Annotated in this window: 18 protein-coding genes and 1 pseudogene; 8 read left to right on the top strand and 11 right to left on the bottom strand. The window is 66.2% G+C overall.

Going from position 1 to position 21,944, the window contains the following annotated elements:
* Window positions 1–2: 2 nt before the first annotated feature.
* Entirely contained in the window at window positions 3–932 is a 930-nt protein-coding gene (locus QCE48_RS18745; RefSeq protein WP_309784385.1) for a hydroxymethylglutaryl-CoA lyase, read from the bottom strand.
* 145 nt (window positions 933–1,077) lie between these two features.
* Between QCE48_RS18745 and QCE48_RS18740 the strand changes: the two genes are divergently transcribed.
* Entirely contained in the window at window positions 1,078–1,992 is a 915-nt protein-coding gene (locus QCE48_RS18740; RefSeq protein WP_309784383.1) for a LysR family transcriptional regulator, read from the top strand.
* A gap of 6 nt (window positions 1,993–1,998) precedes the next feature.
* Here QCE48_RS18740 and QCE48_RS18735 read toward each other — a convergent pair whose 3' ends face one another.
* A complete protein-coding gene (locus QCE48_RS18735; protein WP_309784382.1) occupies window positions 1,999–3,246 on the bottom strand; it encodes an MFS transporter in 1,248 nt (415 codons plus the stop codon).
* 82 nt (window positions 3,247–3,328) lie between these two features.
* A complete protein-coding gene (locus tag QCE48_RS18730) occupies window positions 3,329–4,240 on the bottom strand; it encodes a LysR substrate-binding domain-containing protein (RefSeq protein ID WP_309784381.1) in 912 nt (303 codons plus the stop codon).
* 184 nt (window positions 4,241–4,424) lie between these two features.
* Between QCE48_RS18730 and QCE48_RS18725 the strand changes: the two genes are divergently transcribed.
* The 6 genes and pseudogenes from QCE48_RS18725 (at window position 4,425) to wrbA (ending at window position 11,671) form a co-directional block, all read left to right on the top strand.
* Window positions 4,425–5,150, top strand: a complete 726-nt coding sequence (locus tag QCE48_RS18725; RefSeq protein ID WP_309784380.1) for an ABC transporter ATP-binding protein — start codon at window positions 4,425–4,427, stop codon at window positions 5,148–5,150.
* A complete protein-coding gene (locus QCE48_RS18720; RefSeq protein ID WP_309784378.1) occupies window positions 5,147–7,702 on the top strand; it encodes an FtsX-like permease family protein in 2,556 nt (851 codons plus the stop codon). The genes QCE48_RS18725 and QCE48_RS18720 overlap by 4 nt, the downstream gene beginning before the upstream one ends.
* Entirely contained in the window at window positions 7,702–8,802 is a 1,101-nt protein-coding gene (locus QCE48_RS18715; protein ID WP_309784376.1) for a lipocalin-like domain-containing protein, read from the top strand. Before QCE48_RS18720 ends, QCE48_RS18715 begins: the two co-directional genes overlap by 1 nt.
* A gap of 26 nt (window positions 8,803–8,828) precedes the next feature.
* Window positions 8,829–9,638: pseudogene (locus tag QCE48_RS18710) on the top strand (exonuclease domain-containing protein); the annotation flags it as partial.
* A 447-nt stretch (window positions 9,639–10,085) separates the two neighbouring features.
* A complete protein-coding gene (locus QCE48_RS18705) occupies window positions 10,086–10,964 on the top strand; it encodes an ATP-grasp fold amidoligase family protein (RefSeq protein ID WP_309784375.1) in 879 nt (292 codons plus the stop codon).
* Between the two features lie 104 nt (window positions 10,965–11,068).
* A complete protein-coding gene (gene wrbA, locus QCE48_RS18700) occupies window positions 11,069–11,671 on the top strand; it encodes an NAD(P)H:quinone oxidoreductase (RefSeq protein WP_309784374.1) in 603 nt (200 codons plus the stop codon).
* A 132-nt stretch (window positions 11,672–11,803) separates the two neighbouring features.
* Here the strand turns inward: wrbA and QCE48_RS18695 are convergent, their stop codons facing one another.
* Window positions 11,804–12,328, bottom strand: a complete 525-nt coding sequence (locus tag QCE48_RS18695) for a DUF6622 family protein (protein ID WP_309784373.1) — start codon at window positions 12,326–12,328, stop codon at window positions 11,804–11,806.
* A gap of 172 nt (window positions 12,329–12,500) precedes the next feature.
* Between QCE48_RS18695 and QCE48_RS18690 the strand changes: the two genes are divergently transcribed.
* Entirely contained in the window at window positions 12,501–13,139 is a 639-nt protein-coding gene (locus tag QCE48_RS18690) for a TetR/AcrR family transcriptional regulator (RefSeq protein WP_309784372.1), read from the top strand.
* Between the two features lie 22 nt (window positions 13,140–13,161).
* Here the strand turns inward: QCE48_RS18690 and QCE48_RS18685 are convergent, their stop codons facing one another.
* The 7 genes from QCE48_RS18685 to QCE48_RS18655 form a co-directional block, all read right to left on the bottom strand.
* The gene (locus QCE48_RS18685) at window positions 13,162–15,594 is read right to left on the bottom strand and encodes a putative bifunctional diguanylate cyclase/phosphodiesterase (RefSeq protein ID WP_404982484.1); all 2,433 of its coding nucleotides are present in this window, start codon (window positions 15,592–15,594) and stop codon (window positions 13,162–13,164) included.
* Between the two features lie 145 nt (window positions 15,595–15,739).
* Window positions 15,740–16,834, bottom strand: coding sequence for an alcohol dehydrogenase catalytic domain-containing protein (locus QCE48_RS18680; protein WP_309784370.1), 1,095 nt, complete (start codon window positions 16,832–16,834; stop codon window positions 15,740–15,742).
* Window positions 16,835–16,889: 55 nt separating this feature from the next.
* Window positions 16,890–17,639 carry an SDR family oxidoreductase gene (locus QCE48_RS18675; RefSeq protein ID WP_309784369.1) on the bottom strand — a complete coding sequence of 250 codons (750 nt, stop codon included), beginning with the start codon at window positions 17,637–17,639 and terminating at the stop codon, window positions 16,890–16,892.
* Window positions 17,640–17,645: 6 nt separating this feature from the next.
* Window positions 17,646–18,626, bottom strand: coding sequence for a sugar-binding transcriptional regulator (locus QCE48_RS18670; protein ID WP_309784368.1), 981 nt, complete (start codon window positions 18,624–18,626; stop codon window positions 17,646–17,648).
* Window positions 18,627–18,672: 46 nt separating this feature from the next.
* Window positions 18,673–19,539: a carbohydrate ABC transporter permease gene (locus QCE48_RS18665; protein WP_309785060.1), complete on the bottom strand. Its 867-nt coding sequence runs from the start codon at window positions 19,537–19,539 to the stop codon at window positions 18,673–18,675.
* 11 nt (window positions 19,540–19,550) lie between these two features.
* Window positions 19,551–20,492 carry a sugar ABC transporter permease gene (locus tag QCE48_RS18660; RefSeq protein WP_309784367.1) on the bottom strand — a complete coding sequence of 314 codons (942 nt, stop codon included), beginning with the start codon at window positions 20,490–20,492 and terminating at the stop codon, window positions 19,551–19,553.
* 41 nt (window positions 20,493–20,533) lie between these two features.
* Window positions 20,534–21,907 (bottom strand): sugar ABC transporter substrate-binding protein, encoded by a 1,374-nt coding sequence (locus tag QCE48_RS18655; RefSeq protein WP_309784365.1) that lies wholly within the window; start codon window positions 21,905–21,907, stop codon window positions 20,534–20,536.
* Window positions 21,908–21,944: the final 37 nt, after the last annotated feature.

Here is a 21,944-nt window from a genome sequence, read left to right as displayed (position 1 = left end):
CCTCAGGCGGCAAGCGCGTGGGTTTTTGGCAGTCCGGCGCGCCACAGCGCGCCGTGAAGCGATTCGCCTTCGAGCCACTGCGCGACCTTCGCGCGCAGCGCCAGCAAGGCGGGAATGTGGATGCCGGTTTCGATACCCATGTCGGCGAGCATGAACGCCAGGTCTTCGCTCGACGCGTTGCCGCTCGCGCCCGGCGCGTGCGGGCAGCCACCGATCCCGGCGAGCGTGGCGTCGAAGCGCGCGACGCCGGTTTCGAGCGCGGCGTAGACGTTGGCGAGCGCGAGGCCGCGCGTGTCGTGGAAATGGCCGCACCAGAAGCGCTCGCCGGCGATCTTGCGGGCCTTCTCGAAGAGATCGCGCACGGCGGCGGGGCCCGCGTAGCCGACCGTATCGGCGATGCTCACGCGGTCCGCGCCCGCATCGAGCAGCGCCTGCATACAGCGCAGCACGTCGCTCTGCTCGACGCGGCCCTGGATCGTGCAGCCGAACGCCGTGCCGATGCCGCCTTCGATCAGCGTCTTCGACCCGGCCGCGTCGCGCGCGGCACGGATGCGCGCCACGTCGGCGACGACTTCGTCGGGCGTCTTGCGCAGATTGGCGAGGCTGTGTTCGAGACTGGCCGAGAGCGGCACGAGCATCAGGTCGGCGTGGGTGTCGATCGCGCGCTCGGCGCCCTTCAGGTTCGGCACGAGCACGGAAACCAGAAGGCCCGGCAGCGTTTTCGCATAAGCGACGAGTTCGGCGGTATCGGCGAGTTGCGGCAAGAGGCGCGCCGGCACGAACGAGCCGACTTCGATTTCGCGCTGACCGGCGGCGTAGGCATCGGCGATCCATTCGACCTTGCGCTCGGTCGGCAGAATGCTCCGGATGCTTTGCAGGCCGTCGCGCAAGCCGACTTCGCGAATCGCGACCGCCTTGGGGAATGGGGGCATGCGCTTTTGTCTCCAGTTGGCCGGTCATTGACGCCGGCGTTGTGCTAACTTTAGACATTCCAGCCAAACCTTAAAGCGCTATTTTGGAACCGCTGACATTCCGAACCGGAACGGCTAAACCAATCTGAACGCGCGCCAGACGCCCATGCGAGACATCGACCTGAAAACATTGCGATTGCTCGTCGCGGTCTGCGATCACCGCAATATCGCGCGGGCGGCGGAGGAAGCGCACATCGAGCCTTCCGCGATCAGCAAGCGCATCGCGCAACTCGAAAACGATCTGGGCGTGCCACTTCTGTCGCGCTCGCGGCGCGGCGTCGAGCCCACGGCGGCCGGCATCGCGCTCCTGGAACACGCGCGCAACGTGCTGTTCACGATGGAGCGCATCGCAAGCGACGTCGCTGCGTTCGGGGGCGGGCTGAAGGGCCGCGTGAGCGTGTGCGCGTCGGCATCGGCGATTGCGGAAGCGCTGCTCGACGACATCGCGTCGTTCATGCGCGCGCCGGCGCATCAGAACATCCGCGTCGACGTCGAGGAGCGGCTCTCGCTCGAACTCGTGCGCCAGTTGCGCGAGGGCGCCGCGAGCGTCGGCGTGTGCTGGGACAACGTCGACTTGCAGGGCCTCGCGCACCGGCCCTATCGCCAGGACCGGCTCGCGCTCGCCGTGCATGCCGGTCATCCGCTCGCGGCCGAGGCGTCGGTGTCGTTCGAACAGTCGCTCGCGCACGAGCATGTCGGCCTGCCGCCCGCCACCGCCGTCCACACGATGCTCCAGCGCGCCGCCGCGCGGGCCGGCAAGACGGTGTCGTATCGCGTGATCGTGTCGAGTTTCGATGCCGCGTTTCGCGTCGTCGCGGCGGGGCTCGGGATCAGCGTCGTGCCGGTGGAAGTGGCCGAAACGTATCGGCCGCTGTTGGGAATCCGCGTCGTGCCGCTCACGGATGCGTGGGCGGAACGGCGCTTCGTCGTGTGTTTCCGGGACTTCGAGGCGTTGCAGCCGGCGTCGCAGCGGATGGTCGAGCATCTCGTCGAGCGCGCGGCGCAAGGCTCGCCAGAGTAAGCAGAATCACGCTTCGCCCGGCGCCGCGACGCGCAGCGGCATGCTGACCGACGTATCGTCGATCGGGAAGTGCAGGAGCGCCGCCGCCACGCCCGCGACGACCGTTGCTTCCCAGATCAGCGAGTAGGAACCGGTGACGTCGAAGACGAAGCCGCCGAGCCACGCGCCGAGGAACGAGCCGACTTGGTGGCTCATGAAACACACGCCGAACAGCGTGCCGAGATGCCGCGTGCCGAACACCTTCGCGACGAGCCCGCTCGTCAGCGGCACCGTGCCGAGCCAGGTCAGTCCCATGACGGCGGCGAAGGTCGTCACGGAGACTGTGGTTTTCGGCAGCACGAAGAACGCGCCGATCGCCGCGCTTCTGATCAGATAGAGCCAGCCGAGCACGTGCTGCTGCCGGAAACGCCCGCCGAGCCAGCCGCAGCCCCAGCTTCCCGCCATGTTGAAAAGGCCGATCAGCGCGAGCGCGGTGGCGCCGAGCCCCGCCGGCATGTGGCAGAGCAGCAGGTAGCCCGGCAGATGCGTCGCGATGAACGCAAGCTGGAAGCCGCAGGTGAAAAAGCCGATCGTCAGGAGCCGGTAGCCGCGATGCCGGCGCGCTTGCCCGAGCGTGTCCGCGAGCGACATCGCCGGTTCGTGCGCCGCCGGAGCGACGGCGCGCTGGCGGTCGAGCACGATCCCGAGCGGCGCCACCGCCAGCAGCACGACCGCGAGCGCCAGCAGCGAGGCGGAAACGCCGGACGATTCGCGGATCGTCTGCGCGAGCGGAATCATGAGCACCTGCCCGAGCGATCCGCCCGCGCTCACGAGGCCCATCGCCATGCTGCGCCGCTTCTCCGACACCGCACGCGACACCGCCGTCAGCACGACGCCGAAGGTCGTGCAACTGATGCCGACGCCGACGAACACGCCAAGCCCGAGCACCATCGCCCAGCCGGCCGGCGCGAACGCCGCGAGCGCGAGTCCGGCCGCGTAGGTCGCGCCGCCGAACGCGACGACGGGCGCCGCGCCGTAGCGGTCCGCCGCCGCGCCCGCGAAGGGCTGCGTGAAGCCCCAGACGAGGTTGTGCAGCGCGATCGAGAAGGCGATCAGCGTGACGGGCAATCCCCGCTCGAACGAAAACGGGTTGATGAACAGGCCGAATGTCTGCCGCACGCCCATCGCGGCGCTCAGGACGAGCGCGCCCGCGACGATCGCCAGCGTGACATGGCGCTGTGAAAAAACGAAGCTGCTGCGGCTGGCTGTCGACATCGAGATGTCCTCCTTGCGGACATCCTCGCAGCGGGCAAAGCGCGCGGCAAACGAAAAGTCTTCGACGCCAGATGAAGGATTTTCAACGGCCGGCGTGCTCGCGCGCGGGTTGCACCGCTTCTTCCAGCAGCCAGTTCCGGAAGCCCGCGAGGTCGGGTCGCTGATCGACGCCTTCCGAACTCACGAGCCAATAGGCGCCGTGCGAATCGATCGACGGCGCACCAGCCTCGACCAGCGCGCCCGATTCGATCTCGCGGTCCACCAGCGGCCGCCGTCCGAGCACGACGCCGAGCCCCGCCGCAGCGGCTTCGAACGCAAGCTGGATCGTGTCGAAACGCAGACCGCCCGTCGTCGGGACGCCCGCGACGCCTGTCGCATCGAGCCACGCCTGCCAGTCCTCGCTCGCGGTATCGACGTGGATCAGCGTCGCGCGGCGCAGGTCGGGGCGGCCGTGTTCGTCGAAGAGCCGCTCGCGGTAGGCGGCGCTGCACACGGGCACATGCCGCTCGCCGAAGAGCCGCGCCCAGCCTTCGCCCGCGACCGGCGCGCGCGAAAGACGAATCGCGAAATCGAAACCGTCGACGGGAAAGCCGACTTGCCGGCGCGATGTATCGACGGTCACGTCGATGGCGGGCCAGCGCTCGCGGAATGCGGCAAGGCGCGGCAGGAGCCAGCGCGAGGCGAGCGTCGGCGCGCAGCTCACGGCGATCGGGCGGCGGGCGCGCTTGTCGGGCAGCCGCTGGGTGCCGATCGCGATCAGCGAAAACGCCTCGGACACGTAGACGAGATAGTCGGCGCCCGCGGGTGTGAGCGCGAGCCGGCCCGGCTCGCGCACGAACAGTTCGACGCCGAGCGCCTGCTCCAGCCCGACGATTCCGTGGCTGACCGCGCTCGGCGTCACGGAGAGTTCGGCGGCGGCGAGCTTGAAACTCCGGTGACGGCCGGCCGCTTCGAAAAAGCGCAGCGACGACAGCGGTGGAAGGCGAAGCGGCATTGCACGTCCTGTTGGTCGGAAAGGTCCTCGTCGAGCATAGCGAGCGCGGCCGCAGCGGGCAAGCAGAGCAAGCGCGGCGGCCCGCGCGCTTCCCTGCCGGGCAGCGCTTGGGCACAATGGTTGCGTCTGAGTCCCGAGATCACACGGCGAGCGCGCACGAGCGGGCCGCCTCACCTCCCGAACCATGCGCCCTGCCGACGTCGACGTTTCCCCCGCCCTGGAATGCCGCGCCCTCTGCAAGGCCTACGGCGGGGGGCGCGTCGTGCTGGCGGAGCTCGACTTCGCGCTCGGCGGGGGCGAATTCGTCGCGATCATGGGCGATTCGGGCGTCGGCAAATCGACGCTGCTCAACCTCATCGCCGGGCTCGACAGCGCCGACAGCGGCGACGTGCTGATCGACGGCGTCTCGATCTCGCGCCTGAACGACGACGCCGCCACGCGCCTGCGTCGTCAGAAGCTCGGCTTCGTGTTCCAGGCGTTCCATGTGCTGCCGCATCTGACGCTCGCGCAGAACGTCGCGGTGCCGCTGCTGCTGAATGGGATGGCGCCCGCGCCCGCGCTCGACATGCTCGCGGCGGTCGGACTCGCGGGCCGCGGCGACGACCTGCCGCGCCAGTTGTCGGGCGGCGAGTTGCAGCGCGTCGCGATTGCGCGTGCGCTCGTGCACCGCCCGCGCCTGATTCTCGCCGACGAACCCACCGGCAACCTCGATCCGCAAACCGCGCACGAAGTGCTCGCGCTTTTCGTCGCCGAAACGAAGGCGACCGGCGCCGCGACGATGATGGTCACGCATTCGGAAGCGGCGGCGGCCTTCGCGGACCGCGTGCTGATTCTCGCCGACGGCGCGCTGCATGCGCGCACCCTGCCCGCGCACACGGACATGCACGCGCACGAGACGCGCCGCGCATGAGCGCGCCCCTTCCCCACGCTTACCGCGCTCACCGCACGCTCACGCGCTGGCTGCTCGGCGCGCAATGGCGCAGCCATCGCGGACGCGCGCTCGTCGCCATCGCGACGATCGCGCTTGGCGTCGGCCTCGGCTATGCGGTGCAACTGATCAACGGCGCCGCATTCAACGAGTTTTCCGCCGCGGCGCGCAGTCTCTCCGGCCAGGCGGATTTGCAGATACGCGGCGCGCAGCCGTTCTTCGACGAAAGCCTCTATGCGCGGCTCGCCACGCACGCCGGAGTGGCGATCGCGAGTCCCGTCCTCGAACTCGATGTCGCCGTGCCAGGGCAGGATGCGCCGCTCAAAGTGCTCGGCATCGACGTGTTCAAGGCAAAGCGCATCGCGCCGGACCTGACCGGCGTGCCGTCGTCGCAGACACCGTTCGACGCCCTCGCCGACGACGCCCTCTTCCTCTCGCCCGCCGCGCAGCAGTGGCTCGGCGCGGGCGCGAACGTGACATTGCGCCACGGCACGTCGGACGTGCGCTTGCGCGTCGCGGGCGGCATCGCGCGGGCGCGGCCCGGCCAGCGCATCGCGGTGATGGACATCGCCGCCGCGCAATGGCGCTTCGGGATGCTCGGCCGCCTGTCGCGCGTGGATGTGCAACTCGCGCGCGGCGTCGACCGGGAAGCGTTCCGGCGCGCGCTCCAGGACGAACTGGGCGCGGGCTTCGTCGTCGGCGAGACGCGCGACGTCGAAAGCCGCACCGACCGGCTATCGCGCGCGTACCGCATCAACATGAACGTGCTCGCGCTGGTCGCGCTCTTTACCGGCGCGTTCCTCGTCTTCTCGACGCAGGCGGCGGGCGTCGTGCGGCGCCGTGCGCAGTTCGCGATGCTGCGCGTGCTCGGCATGACGCGCGCGCTGCTCGTGCGGCAGATCATGCTCGAAGGCGCGCTCCTCGGCGTCGCGGGCGCGGTGCTCGGGATCGCGCTCGGCTACGCGGTCGCGGCACTCGCGCTGCGCTTTTTCGGCAGCGACCTCGGCGGCGGCTATTTTCCGGGCGTGGAACCGCGCGTCGAGTTCGAGCCGCTCGCGAGCCTCGTGTTTCTCGCGCTCGGGATTGGCGTGGCGCTCGCCGGCACGCTGATTCCCGCGCTCGAAGCGGCGCGCGCCCGTCCCGCGCCCGCGCTGAAAGCCGGCAGCGAAGAAGCCGCGCTTACGCCGCTCGCGACGCCCTGGCCCGCGCTCGTGTGCCTCGCGGCGGGCGCGGCGCTGACGCAGGCGCCGCCCGTCTTCGATGCGCCCGTCGCCGGCTATGCGGCCGTCGCGCTTTTGCTCGTCGGCGGAATCGCGCTGATGCCGCGCCTCACGGCGCTCGTCTTTCGCGCGCTCGAACGGTGGCGCGCCCGGCGGCGCTCCGGCGCCGTCGCGACGCTCGCGCTCGCGCGCCTCGCCAACGCGCCCGGACAGGCGTCGATCGCGATGGGCGGCGTGCTGTCGAGCTTCACGCTGATCGTCGCGATGGCGATCATGGTGGCGAGCTTTCGCAATTCGGTCGAGGACTGGCTCGCGCATCTGCTCGCCGCCGATCTCTACGTGCGCGTCGCGGCGAGCGGCGACACCGGCGGCCTCGCGCCCGGCCAGCAGGCGCAGCTTGCCGCCGTTCGCGGTGTGAAACACGCGGCGTTCGCGCGCACGTCGCGCGTGACGCTCGATGCGTCGCGGCCGCCCGTCGCGCTGCTCGCCCGCGAGATCGATCCCGCCGATCCCGGCGCGGCCATGCAGCTCACGGGCGCCACGCTGTCGCCGCGCGACTGGACGAGCGGCGACACGCCCGTGTGGGCATCGGAGGCGATGGTCGATCTGTACGGCTATCGCGTCGGCGAGCGCGTGCGCCTGCCGCTCGGCGGCGAGATGCGAAGTCTGATCGTGGCGGGCATCTGGCGCGATTACGTGCGGCAGACGGGCGCGCTGCAAATGCGCATCGACGACTATCGGCGCCTCACCCGCGACACGACCGCCACCGACGCCGCGATCACGCTCGCCGCGGGCACACAGCCCACGGCTGCCATCGACGCGATGCGCGCGCTGCCCTTCGCCGGCGCGCTCGAATTCTCGCAACCGGGCGAGATCCGCGCGCGCACGCTGACCATCTTCGACCGCAGTTTCGCCGTCACCTATCTGCTCGAAGCGGTCGCCATCGTGATCGGGCTGTTCGGGGTCGCGGCGACCTTCTCCATGCAGACGCTCGCGCGTTCGCGCGAATTCGGCATGCTGCGGCACGTCGGCGTGACGCGCCGCCAGATTCTCGCGATCCTCGCGGCGGAAGGCGGTTTGCTGACCGCGCTCGGCATCGCGATGGGTTGCGTGCTCGGCTTCGCGATCAGCCTGATTCTCGTGTTCGTCGTGAATCCGCAGTCCTTTCACTGGAGCATGTCGCTGCATGTGCCGTGGGCGCTGATCGGCGTGATCGGCGGCGTGATGCTGGTGTCGTCGTGCATGACGGCGCTTTTCGCGGGGCGCCGTGCCGTCTCCGTCGATGCCGTGCGCGCGGTCAGGGAGGACTGGTGATGCGGCGCTGGCTCCTGGCTTTGTCGATGACGCTGCCGCTTGCCGCCGTCGGTGCCGACTTCGCGCCCGTCGTGCCGGGAAGCGCGATCGACTATCCGCGCGACACCGGCGCGCATCCCGCCTTTCGCACCGAATGGTGGTACGCGACCGGCTGGCTCGACACGCCGGATCGCCGGCCGCTCGGCTTTCAGATCACCTTCTTCCGCTCGAAGACGGGCAAGGGCGCGGCGAACCCGAGCGCGTTCGCGCCGGCGCAGCTCGTCATCGCGCATGTCGCGCTGAGCGATCCCGCCTACGGCCGGCTCGTGCACGACCAGAAGATCGCGCGCGAGGGTCTCGGCCTCGCGTGGGCCAGAACCGGCAACACCGACGTCAAGCTCGAAACCTGGACGATGCTGCGCGGCACGGACGGCCGCTACGCGGTGAACATCGACGCGGCCGGCTTCGCGCTGCATCTGACGCTCGCGCCGACGCAGGCGCCGCTGATCCAGGGCGAGCGCGGCTATTCGCAGAAGGGACCGCGGCCGGAGCAGGCGAGCTATTACTACAGCGAGCCGCATTTGCAGGTAAGCGGCAGCGTGACGCGGCCGGCGGCGTCGGATGCGGCCAAAGGCGCGACCGTCCACGTGACGGGCAGCGCGTGGCTCGATCACGAATGGTCGAGCACGCTCCTGTCCGACGACGCGTCGGGCTGGGACTGGCTCGGCGCGAATCTCGCGGACGGCGCCGCGCTCATGGCGTTCAAGGTGCGCGGGCGCGACGGCCGCGCGGTCTGGGCGCACGCCGCGCTGCGCGAGCGCGATGGCCGCACGACGCAGTACGGCCCGGGCGACGTCGATTTCACGCCGCAGCGTCAGTGGCGCTCGCCGCGCACGGACACGACTTATCCGGTCGCGATGACCGTGCGCGCGGGGCCGTGGCAATGGCGCCTCACCCCGCTCATCGACGATCAGGAACTCGATTCGCGCGATTCCACCGGCGCGCTGTACTGGGAAGGCGCGGTAACGCTGAACGGAATCGGGCAGAACGCGCAGGGCGCGGGGCGCGGCTATCTCGAACTGACGGGCTACGCGAAGGCGGTCGAAGTGGAGAAGCGCTAAAATCGGCGTTCATTCTGCGCCCGCCCATGCTTCCCTCCGACACCCTCGCCGACGCCCTGCTCGATTCGCTCGCGCGACCGATCGTGTTCGTCGATCTGGAGACGACCGGCGGCAACGCAACCACCGACCGCATCACCGAAATCGGCGTGGTGGAGGTGAGCCGCGCGGGCGTCGAGCGCTGGAGCGTGCTCGTCGATCCCGGCACGCCGGTGCCGCCCTTCATCGAGAAGCTCACGGGCATCAGCGACGCGATGTTGCTCGGCCAGCCGACGTTCGCGTCGCTGGCCGAGGCGCTGATCGAACGCCTTGCCGGCAAGCTCTTCGTCGCGCACAACGCGCGCTTCGACTACGGTTTCCTGAAGAACGAATTCCGGCGCGCGGGCCTCGCCTTTCGCGCCGACGTGCTGTGCACCGTGCGGCTGTCACGCGCGCTCTTTCCTTCGGTGCAACGCCACGGACTCGATTCGCTGATCGCGCGCTTCGGCCTCGCGCCCGAAGGCCGGCATCGCGCGCTCGCGGACGCCGATCTGCTCTGGCAATTCTGGCAGAAGATCCACGAGCTGTATTCCCAGGATCTCGTCGATGCCGCGATCAAAACGCTGATTCGCCGCGCCGCGTTGCCCGCCGCGCTGCCCGAAAGCGCGCTCGACGCGTTGCCGGCGACCGCAGGCGTCTATGTCTTTCATGGCGAGGACGACCTGCCGCTCTATGTCGGCAAGAGCATCAACCTGAAAGAGCGCGTGATGGCGCACTTCTCGGGCGACCACCGGCTCGCGAAGGATCTGGCGATTTCGCAGGCGATCCGGCGCATCGAGTGCCGCGAGACGGTCGGCGACAGAATCTTCAGGCGATTCTTCATGCAGCGCAATATGCGCTTCCATTCGCGTGAGCGAATCGAATAAGTGACCGCATTGTGCGGCAGGCCTCTCTGAGCAAATGCCCGGTTATATATCGTTAGGTTTGCGGTGAATCCGCCGGATTAACAAACATTTCCCTTTCAATCAGACGATTATTGTTCCGGTATTCATCCGTTTTGAACTCCGACTAATGGAGGAGAAGATATAGGTCGAATTCCGGCTAGTCCGATTTCGCTTCGTGTGCGAGGATTCGGGCTAACCAGTGGCTGGAAGCAAGACGACGCACCGCGCATCGAGGTCCAGGACATTGACTTCGAATCTTCGGACAAAACGCGCGGCCGTCGCAAGAAAGATTCTTCGACAGAACGAAGCGCCGGCATCCTTTTTTGCCGGCCCAGCAACATTGCATGGGACAGGAGAACAACGATGTCGTTGCTCAACAGGCTGAAGGTCAACGCCAAGGAATGGTTGCCGGACAGTCTCTTTCTAAGCATCTCTCATCGCCAGAAGATAGGCCGCTTTCCCAATCTGAGAACGCCCGCGACGTTCAACGAAAAGATCCTACACCGGTGTCTCCATCCCGATCCGCGCTACGTGGAACTCACCGACAAGCTCGCGGTGCGCGATTACGTCGCGCGTTCGATCGGCAATGAACATCTGATTCCGCTCATTTCGACCATCGATCAATTCACGAAAGACACATTCGATTCGTTACCCGATTCGTTCGTGATGAAAGCGAATCACGGCAGCGGATTCGTGAAGATCGTGAAACACAAGTCGGAAACTTCGTTTGCCGAACTGAATGAGCTCGCGACGAAATGGCTGCAGACCGACTTCTACCGGATTGCGCGCGAACGGCATTACCGCAGTATCACGCCGAGGGTGTTCTTCGAGGAACTCCTGCTCGATTCGAGCGGCGACGTTCCGCCCGACATGAAAGTGCATTGCTTCAACGATGCCGCCGGCAAAACGACCTTCTATACGCTCGTCATTTCGGATCGGTTCACCCCGCATCCGCGTGGCGATTTCTATGACGCCGAGTGGAATCATCTCGACATTTCCATCGGGCACTATCCGCGCAGCGAAGTGGCCGCGCCGCCGCCGAAGAACCTCGACGAGATGCTCGATATCGCCGGCAAGCTCGCGCGAAACTTCGAGTACGTGCGCGTCGATCTCTACGCGCCCGACGACCGCATCCTCTTCGGCGAACTCACCTTCACGCCGGGCGCGGGCGTCTACCGTCTGATGCCGGAAGCCATCGACTACAACTGGGGACGCCTCTTTCACGCGAACCTCGAGCAGTAAAAACACTCCAAACGAACCGCCAGGCCGCATGACCAGGCACCGATGGTGTCGCGCCGTGCGGCGCTGTGCGTTCGCGTTCTGCGCTCACATCACTGAGGAACATCATGGCTAAAGTGCTCGTTCTCTATTACTCGATGTACGGCCACATCGAAACGATGGCGGAGGCGGTAGCCGAAGGCGCGCGCTCGGTCGCGGGTGCCGAGGTGACGATCAAGCGGGTGCCCGAAACGATCCCGGCCGACCAGGCCGCCAAGTTCGGCGCCAAGCTCGACCAGAAGGCGCCGGTCGCGACGCCGGACGAACTCGCGAATTACGACGCGATCCTGTTCGGCACGCCGACGCGCTTCGGCAACATGGCCGGCCAGATGCGCACGTTCCTCGACCAGACGGGCGGCCTGTGGGTAAAGGGCGCGCTGGTGGGCAAGATCGGCAGCGTGTTCGCTTCGACGGGGACGCAGCACGGCGGTCAGGAAACCACCATCACGTCGTTTCACTCGACGCTCTTTCATCAGGGGATGGTGGTGGTCGGCGTGCCTTACGCGTGCGCGGGTTTGACCAACATGAATGAAATCACCGGCGGGACGCCGTATGGCGCGACGACGCTTGCGGGCAGTGACGGGAAGCGGCAGCCGTCGCAGAACGAACTCGACATCGCGCGGTATCAGGGCAAGCACGTCGCCGAGCTGGCGATGAAACTGGCCGGGTAAGTTAACCGACAACGCGGGTCGCGCGTCTTTTTTCGGACGCGCCCCTCGTCTTGTTGACTCGCTCTGATGGTTCATCGTCGCGCTTGCAGTTGAAAGACGCGGCGGCGCTCGACCGTTAGTTGCGATTTCGACTCAGATGCGGTTTCCCAAAGCATCGAACGGCGCGGTCGTCGACTTGAACCCCAGCCAGTAGATCAGGAACCGTCCCGCGAAAATTCCCGCCGCCACGCCTGAGACGGCGGCGTCGAACAGGACATAGATCGAAGCGGAATCGGCGGGTGTCGTCGCCAGTTCGAAGCCGAGCCAGAACTTCGAGGCGAACGTTCCGAGCATCACGATGAGCGGCACCGCCGAACCTGGCAGCGTCACGGTTCCCTTTTCGCGATCGACGCTCATGCCGCTCGCACGCGCCAGCACGACGCCGCCACACACGCCGAGCGCCGCGCCCACGATCCAGCCGAGGCCCGCGTGCCAGCTCGCACCGGATTCGCGAACCAGATGCAGGATGCCCCAGCCGGCAAACACGACGGGCACGATCGCCAGTTTGGATAGCGGCACGGTGCCGCCCTTGAGCGCTTTCACGCCGCGCGAAACGAGGAAAGCCAGCAGCGCCCAGACCCAGACCGGTGTACCGCTCAAGATTGCATCGAATGACATGACTGTTTCTCCGTAATCGCGGAGGTTCGCCGCCGCGGTGTGAGTGAGTGAAATCGCCAGAACTTCTGCATCGGATAAATCTTTACATTGGAAAGATTTTGACTTCGACGACTCGCTGCGTCAAGATATCTTTCCATTGTAAAAATAGATCGGAACAGCGCCCGCGATTCCTATGCAGAAAACATCGAGTTCAAGCGATGCCGCCAAGCATCCCTACCACCACGGCTCGCTGCCCGACGCGTTGCTGCGCGCCGCGGAGACGGTCCTTCAGCGCGACGGCCTCAAGGGCCTCACCTTGCGTGCGATCGCGCGCGAGGCGGGCGTCTCGCACACGGCGCCGCAGCACCATTTCGGCGATACGGCGGGCGTCCTGAGCGAACTCGCCGCGAGCGGACACCTTCGGCTCGCGGCGACGATGGCAACAAAGGCGGCGGCTGCGGGCGGCGTCGAGCGAGGCAAGGCGATCGCGCGCGGCTATATCGAATTCGCGGTCGCGAACCCGGACCTCTTCCGCCTGATGTCGCGCAACGAGTTGCTCGACCCGGATCGTCCGTCGCTCGTCGAGGCGCGGCGGACCTCGGCGCGCGGGCTCGCGGGCGTTTTCGACATCGCGCCGAAGGAGCCGCAGACCGGCACGCGGGCCTTCGGCGCACTGAACGCCGCGCAGGCGATCAAGATGACGGCGGCGTGGGGACAGATTCATGGACTGGCGTCGCTTCTGGTCGACAACCGGCTCTCCGCGCTCGCCGCCGCGACCGGCTCGTTTCGCGATGCGCGCGAACTGGTCGATGCGGTGATCGATCAGCTTTAGTCCGTCGCGTGCGAGCGTCGGCTCACGCGGCGCTCGCCTGCTCGATGCCGCCAAAATCGAGCACCAACGGCGCGACCGGCCGGCTCAAGTGGTAGCCCTGCACGAAGTCGCACTGCGCCACGCGCAGGATGTCGAGCTGCTGCTGCTCCTCCACGCCCTCGGCGGTCACCATGATCCCCAGGTCGTGCGACATGTCGATGATGCCGCGCACGATGGTTCGCGTCGCGGCGTCGAGCGCAAGTTTCGCGGTGAACGACCGGTCGATCTTCACGGTGTCCGGCGCAATGTCGGCGAGATAGCGCAGGCTCGAATAACCGGTGCCGAAATCGTCGATGGCGATGCGCACGCCCAGGCGCTTGAGCGCGGTAAGCGTCTGCTGCGCGAGTTCCGGATTTTCCAGCAGCGCGCTTTCGGTCAGTTCGATTTCAAGGCTGCGCGGCGGCAGGCCGTGCTTGCGCAACGCGCGGTCGACGACATTCACGATGGCATCGCCCCGCAGTTGCCGCGCCGACACGTTCACCGACATGCACAGTTCGCTCGCCCCGTTCTTGCGCCACTCGGCAAGCTGACCGAGCGCGCGATCGACCACCCACGCACCCACGTCGACGATAAAACCGCTCTCTTCGAGAATCGGAATGAAGACGGCCGGCGCGATCAGTCCGCGCGAAGGATGCATCCAGCGGATCAACGCTTCGACGCTCGTCATCGACAGCGCGCCCGGCTCGTGAATGCCCTGGTAATGCAGCAGGAACTCGCCCGAAGCGAGCGCCATCGGCAAATCGCGCTCCAGCTCGAAATCTTCGATCGTGCCGGTCGCATCCTTGTCCGCGAAGCGAAAGCCGTTGCGTCCCGCTTTCTTCGCCGCGTACATCGCGATGTCCGCGCTCGTCAGGAGCGCCTCGTGATCGAGCCCGTGCTCCGGATAGAGCGAGATGCCGATCGACGCCGTTACGAACGCGCCCGCGTGATCGTTGCGGCCGCTGCTCGACAACACGTCGAGCAGCGTCTGCGCGAGCGACGCGAGTTGCGCCTTGTCGGCGGTGCTGCCGGCCAGCACCGCGAATTCGTCGCCGCCGAGTCGCGCGACATAGGCGTCCGGCGGCAGCGCGGCCTGGATCACGCGACCAATATCCTTCAGCAGACGGTCGGCGGCGGTATGGCCGAGCGTATCGTTGAGCACCTTGAAGCGGTCGAGGTCGATGAACATCAGCCCGAACGGCGCGGCTTTCGCGCAGCGCGCCTCGATCTGGCGCACGAGCGCGCCACGGTTGGCGAGCCCCGTCAGCGAATCGGAATAGGCGAGCCGGTCGAGCGCCGCGATACGCTCCTGCTCGGCGGTCACGTCCTCGCTGATGCCGACGATCCGCGCGACCGCGCCCGTCTCGTCGCGCACCGGATACGCGGTGCTGCGAATCCAGCGCACGCAGCCGTCGGTGCGGCGGATGCGGTACTGGAAGCGGCCTTCGCTCGATTCCTCGACGACGCGGCGCATCTCCGCGAGCAGCGGCTCCACGTCTTCGGGCAGGACGAGATCGAGCCACGCGGACGGGCGTTGCATCAGCACGCTCGGCGCAATGCCGAACACCGCCTCGATGCCTGCGCTCACGTAGTGGAAGAACTGGAAATCGGCGCTGTACGAGTAGAACACGAGCCGCACATGCGCTTCCATCTCCGACATCAACTGGTCCTTGCGGCGCAGTTTCGCCAGCAATTCGTTCTGTTCGGAGACATCGGTCGACGCGCACAGCATCGCCGTCACCCGGCCGTCGTCGTCCGCGAGCGGGATCAGGCGCGAGTCCCACCACTTCGGGCGGCCGGTCGTGGTCGCGCATTGTCCGGTGAAGGACGTGCGCTCGCCCGCGAGCGCACCGGACCACGCGGCATCGGCGGCGGTGCGGTCCGCGCCGCTCCAGAAGCCGAGCCAGTCGGCGCCGGCGAGCTGATCCGGCGACGCGGCGTTCATGAGGTCCGCGCCGAATTCGGTGATGCGCAGCATGCGGCCGTCGGTGTCCAGCAGTTTCAGGCATTCGCGATTCGCGTCGAGCAGTCCGCCGCTCAGTGCGAGCGCGGCGCGGCGCTCGGCGTGGTCGGCGGCGAGCTTGCGATGCGCGACCGCGAAGGCGCCGGCTCCCGCGATGGCCGCGGCCACGGCGCGTGTCACAGCGAACGTTTCGAACGCGATGAGGCCGGTCAGGAACACGAGCGTCGCGGCGCCGAACGCCGCGCCGGCGACGATGGCGAACGACGCGAACGGTAACGCTCGGCGCCTTGCGTAGCGCGCGAGAAAAAACGACAGGAACAACTGATTGCGGGGCGACGCGCCATCCGCAGAAGAGGCGCTCCCGGCGCCCCGGTTCGTCCGACTGCTCAGGCGTGATCTGATCTTCACTCTCACGCACGTTCTCCAACAGGGTTTCACTGATGGCTTGGCGAAACCCGCACAAAGCCACGGCATGGAGGGGTTAACGTCCGTTGCCGAAAAAACCTGAATGGAGGGGACGGTGCAAGGGTCTGCGCTTAAAGGGACCGAATGCCCGGCGATGGGCATCCGGTTTGCATGCTTGCGCTCGCGAACCTTCCGACGAGCGGCGGACGCGTCCTCAACCGTGTCGGGGCTTGAGCAGAACCTTGATCGAATCGAGCGAATCGGCGACCTTGATCGCTTCGTCCCATTCTTCCAGCGTGAATCCGTGCGTCACGATTCCCTTCGACGTCACGAGCCCGCGTGCGAGCAGATCGATCGCGATCGGATAGCAGTAAGGCCCCAGATGCGCGCCGCGCACATCCAGTTCCTTGCGGTCGCCGATGATCGACCAGTCGACGGTCGCATCCGCGCCGAACACGGAAAACTCCACGAAGCGCCCGAGCTTCCTGATGAGATCGAGCCCTTGCGATACGCCCACCGGCACGCCCGTCGTTTCGATATACACGTCGCAGCCGTATTGATCGGTCAGCGACTTGACGATGGCGAGCGCGTCGTCGTTCTTCGGATTGATCGTGACGTCCGCGCCGTACTCGCGCGCGAGTGCGAGGCGCTCCTCAACGAGATCGATCACGACGAGCTTCTTCGGCGTCTTCAGATGCGCGACCTGCGTCATCATCAAGCCGAGCGGCCCCGCGCCCGCGATCACAACGACGTCGTCGAGCTGGATGTCGCCGCGATTGACCGTGTGGATCGCGCAGGCGAGCGGCTCGATGATCGCGGCGTCTTCGATGGAGATGCCGTCGGGAATCTTGTGGACGATCGCCGTCGGCGGAAAGCGCATGTATTCGGCCATGCCGCCATCGGCCACTTCGCGCTGAAAGCCGAAGATGTTATGCACCTCGCACATCCAGTAGCTGCCCGACTTGCAATAGCGGCACTTGCCGCAAGGCACGATCTGCTCGGCGATCACGCGCTCGCCGACGTTCACGCCGAAGTGCTCGGCCGCGCTCTCGCCGAGTTCCTCGACATAGCCGAAGAACTCGTGCCCCGGAATGACGGGCGCCTTCACCCACGGGTTCGGTCCGCCCCAGAACATCTTTGCGCCCGACCAGCACTTGCAGTCGCTGGCGCAAATGCCGCACGCGGCGATGCGGATCACGAGTTCATTGCGCCCGGGCCGCGGACGCTCGACGCGTTCGACGCGGTAGTCCTTCGGGGCACGGCAGACGATGGCCGTCATCTGCGTCGATGTGTCTTTCGTTGCGCTCATGGTGCTCTCGTTGTGGTGAGTGACGTGAGGTTCGTTGCTGCGTCCGTTCGTGCGTTCATCCTGCCTGGAAACCGCCGTCGACGGCGAGGCTCACGCCGTTGACCATGCTCGAATCGTCGCCGAGCAAATAGGCGATCGTGCGTGCCACTTCCAGCGGCTGCACGAAACGCCGCAATGGAACGCGCGCGAGCATCGGCCCGGACTTGGCGGGATCGCTCCACGCTTTCTCGGCCATCGGCGTCATCGTGACGACAGGGTTCACAGTGTTCACGCGAATGCCATGCGGCCCGAGTTCGACGGCCATCACACGCGTCATCGCGTCGAGGGCGCCCTTCGAAGCGCAGTACGCCGCGTGCAGCGGCAGACCGACCGTCGCCGAAAGACTCGACACGTTGACGATCGATCCCGCGACGCCGCGCTCGATCATGCTGCGCGCACACGCCTGCGCGACGATCATCGCGGCGCGCACGTTGACGGCCATCGTGATGTCAAAGGCATCGACGGACATGTCGACGAACGGCGCGAGTTCCGCGATGCCCGCGCAGTTCACGAGCAGATCGACCGGCTGCGCCAGCCGCGCCGCTTCACGTGCGGCGTTCGCATCGGCGAGATCGACGCTTCGCGTCTCGCAGCCGATCGCGTCCTTCAGTGCGGCGAGGTCCGACGCCGAGCGGCTCAGCGCGAACACACGCGCGCCGCGCTCGGCCATCAAAAGTGCGGTCGCATGACCGATGCCCTTGCCCGCGCCCGTCACGAGCACGGTCTTGCCGGCGAATTCCTGGTTCCTGTCGATGGTCGTCGTCATGGTGGTCTATGGTTCTTCGCACAGGCGGCGCGCGGTGTCCTCGTCGGTGACGAGCACCGACGGATAGCGTCCGCGCAACGCCGCGCGTGTCACATGAAACTTCTTCGCACCGCCGCTCACGAGCACGACACGCTTGATCTTGCGCAGGTCGTCGAGCGTGATCGCGATGGTGCGCCGGTTCAGCGGATGATCGATCAGTTCGCCATCGGCATCCATGAAGTGGCCGAGCAGATCGCCGACCGCACCCGCCTTTTGCAGCGCGCGCACCTGATCGGGCGTATCGATGCCGTAAGTCACAACGAGCGACTCAGTCAGGTCGCCGCAGGTCAGCAGCGCGAGATCGGCGCTGCGGGCAAGCTCGTAGGTTTCGCGCACGGTGTCTTCCTGCAGGATCATGTCGCGCGCCTTCTGGCTGCTGACGTAGATCGGCGCGGCAAAGATGAAGCCGTTCGCGCGGCAGATGTTCACGAAGTCGGAGACGATATCGAACGTGTTGATGCTCGGGCAATGCGCGAGGCCGCCCTGCAGCGACACCGCCGACACCAGCGGATAGTTGCGCTGCGGCATTGCGCTCAGTACCGCGCGAATCGTCCGTCCCCATCCAAGGCCGATGGTTTGCCCTGCAACTATCTGCTTCGAAAACCACGTGGCCGCGCCGATGCCGAGCGCCGCCATGTTCGCCTGCGGATTCGCGCCGCTCGGCACCACGACCGCGTCTTCGAGGCCGAAGCGCTTGACGATCGCCTCTTCGAGCGCAACGCACGGCGCGATGCGGCTGTTGATCGTGATCTGCACGAGACCCGAGTCCCGGCTTGCCGCAAGCAGGCGATTCACGCGCACGCGGTTGCTGCCGATGCGCTGCGCGATCTCCTGCTGCGTCAGGTTGCCGATGTAGTAATGCCACGCGACGCGCGCCTGCAATTCCCTCTCCGCGGCGCTCGATTCGTCGGTTTCGGCGATGACGACGGGCGGTGCTGTCTTGCTCATGTGTGTTGTGGTGTCGATGAAAAACCGCCGAGTCTAATGCAAGGTGCTACTTCACCGCGCCCATGGTCAGACCCTGCACGAGGCGCCCGGATACGGCCAGAGCGAACACCACCATCGGCAGCACGATCAGCGTGCCGGTTGCCATGATTTCGCCCCAGGGCAATTCGTAGCCGCTCATGTAGCTCGTGGCCGCCACCGGCGACGTGATCGCATCGGTGCGCGTGAGCACGAGCGCATACAGCAGGTCGTTCCAGGAAAAGATGAACGCGAAGATCGCGGACACGACGATGCCCGGCATCGCGAGCGGCAGATTGATGCGCCAGAACACGCGCCACGGCGATGCGCCGTCGAGCCGCGCGGCTTCGTCGAGTTCGACCGGGATGTTGCGGAACTGATCGGTGCAGATCCATACGACGATCGGCAGCGAGAACGTCAGGTAGAGCAGGATCAGCACGATATGCGTATCGACGAGATCGAGCTTCGTTGCGATCAGGAAGAACGGCACCGCCAGCACGACCGGACTCACCATGCGGTTGGAGATGAACCAGAACCACAGGTCTTCCTTGCCGCGAAACTCGTAGCGTGCGAGCGCATAGGCGGCGGGCGTGCCGAGCAGGATCGCGAGCACCGTCGTGCTGCTCGCGATGATGAGCGAATTCAGCAGGCTGCCGCCCACTTCGTGCGTGAAGAGCGCCGCCGAGTAATGCGAGAGCGTCGGCTTGAAGAGCCACACCGGGGGATACGCGAGCGCATCGGACTGGCTCTTCAGGCTCGTCGTGACCATCCAGTAGAACGGAAACACCGACGAGAGGAACACGACGAGGAGGCCCACGAAGTGCCATCCGGTCGTGCGGCGCCGCGCCGCGCGCGCCCGTTTCGCGCGCTTGCTCGCGCCGCCGTTCGAAGCGTTCATCGGTGCTGTACTCACGCGGCCTCCCGGTACACGAAGCGAATGTAAAGACGCGACAACACGATCGTCAGGATCAGCAGCAGCACCGCCTGCGCGGACGCCATGCCCTGATCGAAGAGACGGAAGCCGACGCGCTGGATATAGATGCTGATGAATTCGGTTGCGGTGCCGGGACCGCCACGCGTCATCGTGAAGACCGCGTCGAACATCTTGAGCATGTCGGCGGAACGCAGGATCAGGATCGCCGTGAGGCCCGGCAGCAGATACGGCCTTTGCAGATGCCAGAGAATCTTGCTCCACTTCGGCGTTTCGAGGCGCGCCGCCTCCTCCGCTTCCTTCGGCACCATCGCGAGGCCCGCGAGCATGATGAGCGCGCAAAACGGCGTCCATTGCCAGATGTCCATGATCATCACGGAGACGAAGGCGAGCGTCGGATCGGCGAGCCAGTCCTGCGGCGGTATGCCCAAAAAACCCGTCAGATAGTTCGCGACGCCGAACTGGCGATTGAAGATCAGCCGCCCGATCAGGCCGACCACGGCGTAAGTGGTCGCCATCGGAATCACGAGGCTCACGCGCGCCGCCGCGCGCATCCACGGCAGGGCCGTGCGATGCAGCATCAGCGCGGCGAAGAGCCCCAATGCGACTTCGATGGGCAGGGTGAGGCACAAGAAAAGCGCGGTGCGTCCGAGCGCGCCCCAGAAGGACGGATCGGTCAGCGTCGCCGCGTAGTTGTCCACGCCGACGAACGGCGTGCCCGAGGCGAGGTCCGCGAGCTTGTACTGATGAAACGAGTTGTAGAGCGCAAGCAAAAGCGGATAGATGCCGATCACGGCGAGCGCGAAAATCGCCGGGATCAGAAACCAGAAGGCGGGCGAACGCGGCAGTATCCCGAATCTCCGCGCACGGTGCCGTCTTGGCTTTGCCACCGTTACGGGCCGAGCAGTGCTGTTCGCCATCGAATCGCCTCCTGGTTGCATTGCTAACTATCCCCTGCGGCTTACTTCAGCAATGGCTTCTTGCCGTCGTAGTAGCCCGCTTTCTTGAGGATTTCCTCGGTCTTGGTGCCGATCGTCTGCGCGCCTTCCTTGACCGTCACCTGACCGAGCATCATCTTGCTGCCCCACTCGCCGATCACTTCCGACACCGCCGGCCATTCCGGGAAGCGCGGACGATAATCCGGCACACCGCCCTGCCACGATTCGACCATCGGCTTCACGAACGGATACTTGTCCTGCACCGCCTTGTCCTGATAGACCGCCGTGCGCGCGCTCACGCCGCCTGCTTCGAGATACGGCTTCGCCATTTCTTCGGACGTGATCCACTGGATGAAGAGCCACGACGCCGCCTGCTTCTTCGCATTCGACTTCGCGTTGACCGCGAGCGAGAAGCCGCCGAGCGCAGGCTTGAGGCCTGCCGATCCCTTCGGTTCCGTCGTGATCGCAAGACAGTCGCCGATCTTCGACTTGCTCGGATCGGTGAGCGTCGGATAGAACGCCGACCATTCGGTGATCATCGCGACCTGCCCTTGCGCGAGCGCGTTCACGGCTTCCGCGTGATCGAAGTCGACGATGCCAGGCGGCATGAACTTCATCAGCTTCTGCCGGTATTCGAGCCCCGCCTGCGATTGCGGCGACATCAGGTTCGACTTGAACTTCGCATCGAGCAGCGACCCGCCGTTCGGCCACAGCACGCGCATGAAGCTGTCAGCAGATTGCGTCTCGCCGCGCCGCGATTGCAGCGCGAACGCAAACTGGTTCTTGTCCGGCTTCGTGAGTTTGGGCGCATACGTGTTGAGCAGGTCGTCCCACGTCTTCGGCGGCTCGTTGAAGCCCGCGTCCTTCAGCATGCACTTGTTGTAGAACATCAGGCCCGAGTAGTTATCGAACGGCAGGCCGTAGGTGGTCTTGTCCCAGGTACCGAACGAATCGAGCAGGATCGGAAAGAAGCCTGGCAGATTGAGCTTCGGATCGGCGAGCTTTGGGTCGTCGGTGAACTTCTTGATCGGCACGAGCCACTTGTTGCTCGCGAATTCGCCGATCCACACCACGTCGACGAGCACGATGTCCTGATCGCCTCCGCCAACGAAGTTGAGCACTTCCTTCTCGCGCGTGTTTTCGTACGGGATCACTTCCCAGCGCACCTTGATCCCCGTTTCCTTCTCGAACTGCGGGATCAGCTTCTGCGCCGCCTTGTAGCCCGGCCGGTCGAGGAAGACGGCCTTGATGGTCGTGCCCGAATACGGCTCGGCCGCTTCCTTGAGCGTCCACGCATGGGCGTTCGATGCGGCGAGTAGCGATGCGGTCGCCGTCACGAACATCACGGCGGTGGCCTGTCTGATAAGGCCCAAGCGGGGCGTAAAGCGCTTCTTCATGCCTGTCTCCTTGATTATTCTTGAGCTGTGAATGCGT

The sequence above is a fragment of the Caballeronia sp. LZ024 genome (genome assembly GCF_031451455.1).
Lineage (GTDB): Bacteria > Pseudomonadota > Gammaproteobacteria > Burkholderiales > Burkholderiaceae > Caballeronia > Caballeronia telluris.
The sequence above is the reverse complement of the archived record's forward strand: the minus strand, read 5'-3'. Positions and strand labels throughout refer to the sequence as shown.

Bases quoted from the DNA above. Each gene is read 5' to 3' on its own strand.
- QCE48_RS18660 (WP_309784367.1), bottom strand. From the start codon at position 20,492: ATGGCGAACAGCACTGCTCGGCCCGTAACGGTGGCAAAGCCAAGACGG.
- QCE48_RS18675 (WP_309784369.1), bottom strand. From the start codon at position 17,639: ATGACGACGACCATCGACAGGAACCAGGAATTCGCCGGCAAGACCGTG.
- QCE48_RS18730 (WP_309784381.1), bottom strand. From the start codon at position 4,240: ATGCCGCTTCGCCTTCCACCGCTGTCGTCGCTGCGCTTTTTCGAAGCG.
- QCE48_RS18695 (WP_309784373.1), bottom strand. From the start codon at position 12,328: ATGTCATTCGATGCAATCTTGAGCGGTACACCGGTCTGGGTCTGGGCG.
- QCE48_RS18720 (WP_309784378.1), top strand. From the start codon at position 5,147: ATGAGCGCGCCCCTTCCCCACGCTTACCGCGCTCACCGCACGCTCACG.
- wrbA (WP_309784374.1), top strand. From the start codon at position 11,069: ATGGCTAAAGTGCTCGTTCTCTATTACTCGATGTACGGCCACATCGAA.
- QCE48_RS18740 (WP_309784383.1), top strand. From the start codon at position 1,078: ATGCGAGACATCGACCTGAAAACATTGCGATTGCTCGTCGCGGTCTGC.
- QCE48_RS18725 (WP_309784380.1), top strand. From the start codon at position 4,425: ATGCGCCCTGCCGACGTCGACGTTTCCCCCGCCCTGGAATGCCGCGCC.
- QCE48_RS18670 (WP_309784368.1), bottom strand. From the start codon at position 18,626: ATGAGCAAGACAGCACCGCCCGTCGTCATCGCCGAAACCGACGAATCG.
- QCE48_RS18685 (WP_404982484.1), bottom strand. From the start codon at position 15,594: ATGCCGTGGCTTTGTGCGGGTTTCGCCAAGCCATCAGTGAAACCCTGT.
- QCE48_RS18705 (WP_309784375.1), top strand. From the start codon at position 10,086: ATGTCGTTGCTCAACAGGCTGAAGGTCAACGCCAAGGAATGGTTGCCG.
- QCE48_RS18715 (WP_309784376.1), top strand. From the start codon at position 7,702: ATGCGGCGCTGGCTCCTGGCTTTGTCGATGACGCTGCCGCTTGCCGCC.
- QCE48_RS18745 (WP_309784385.1), bottom strand. From the start codon at position 932: ATGCCCCCATTCCCCAAGGCGGTCGCGATTCGCGAAGTCGGCTTGCGC.
- QCE48_RS18680 (WP_309784370.1), bottom strand. From the start codon at position 16,834: ATGAGCGCAACGAAAGACACATCGACGCAGATGACGGCCATCGTCTGC.
- QCE48_RS18690 (WP_309784372.1), top strand. From the start codon at position 12,501: ATGCAGAAAACATCGAGTTCAAGCGATGCCGCCAAGCATCCCTACCAC.
- QCE48_RS18665 (WP_309785060.1), bottom strand. From the start codon at position 19,539: ATGAACGCTTCGAACGGCGGCGCGAGCAAGCGCGCGAAACGGGCGCGC.
- QCE48_RS18735 (WP_309784382.1), bottom strand. From the start codon at position 3,246: ATGTCGACAGCCAGCCGCAGCAGCTTCGTTTTTTCACAGCGCCATGTC.
- QCE48_RS18655 (WP_309784365.1), bottom strand. From the start codon at position 21,907: ATGAAGAAGCGCTTTACGCCCCGCTTGGGCCTTATCAGACAGGCCACC.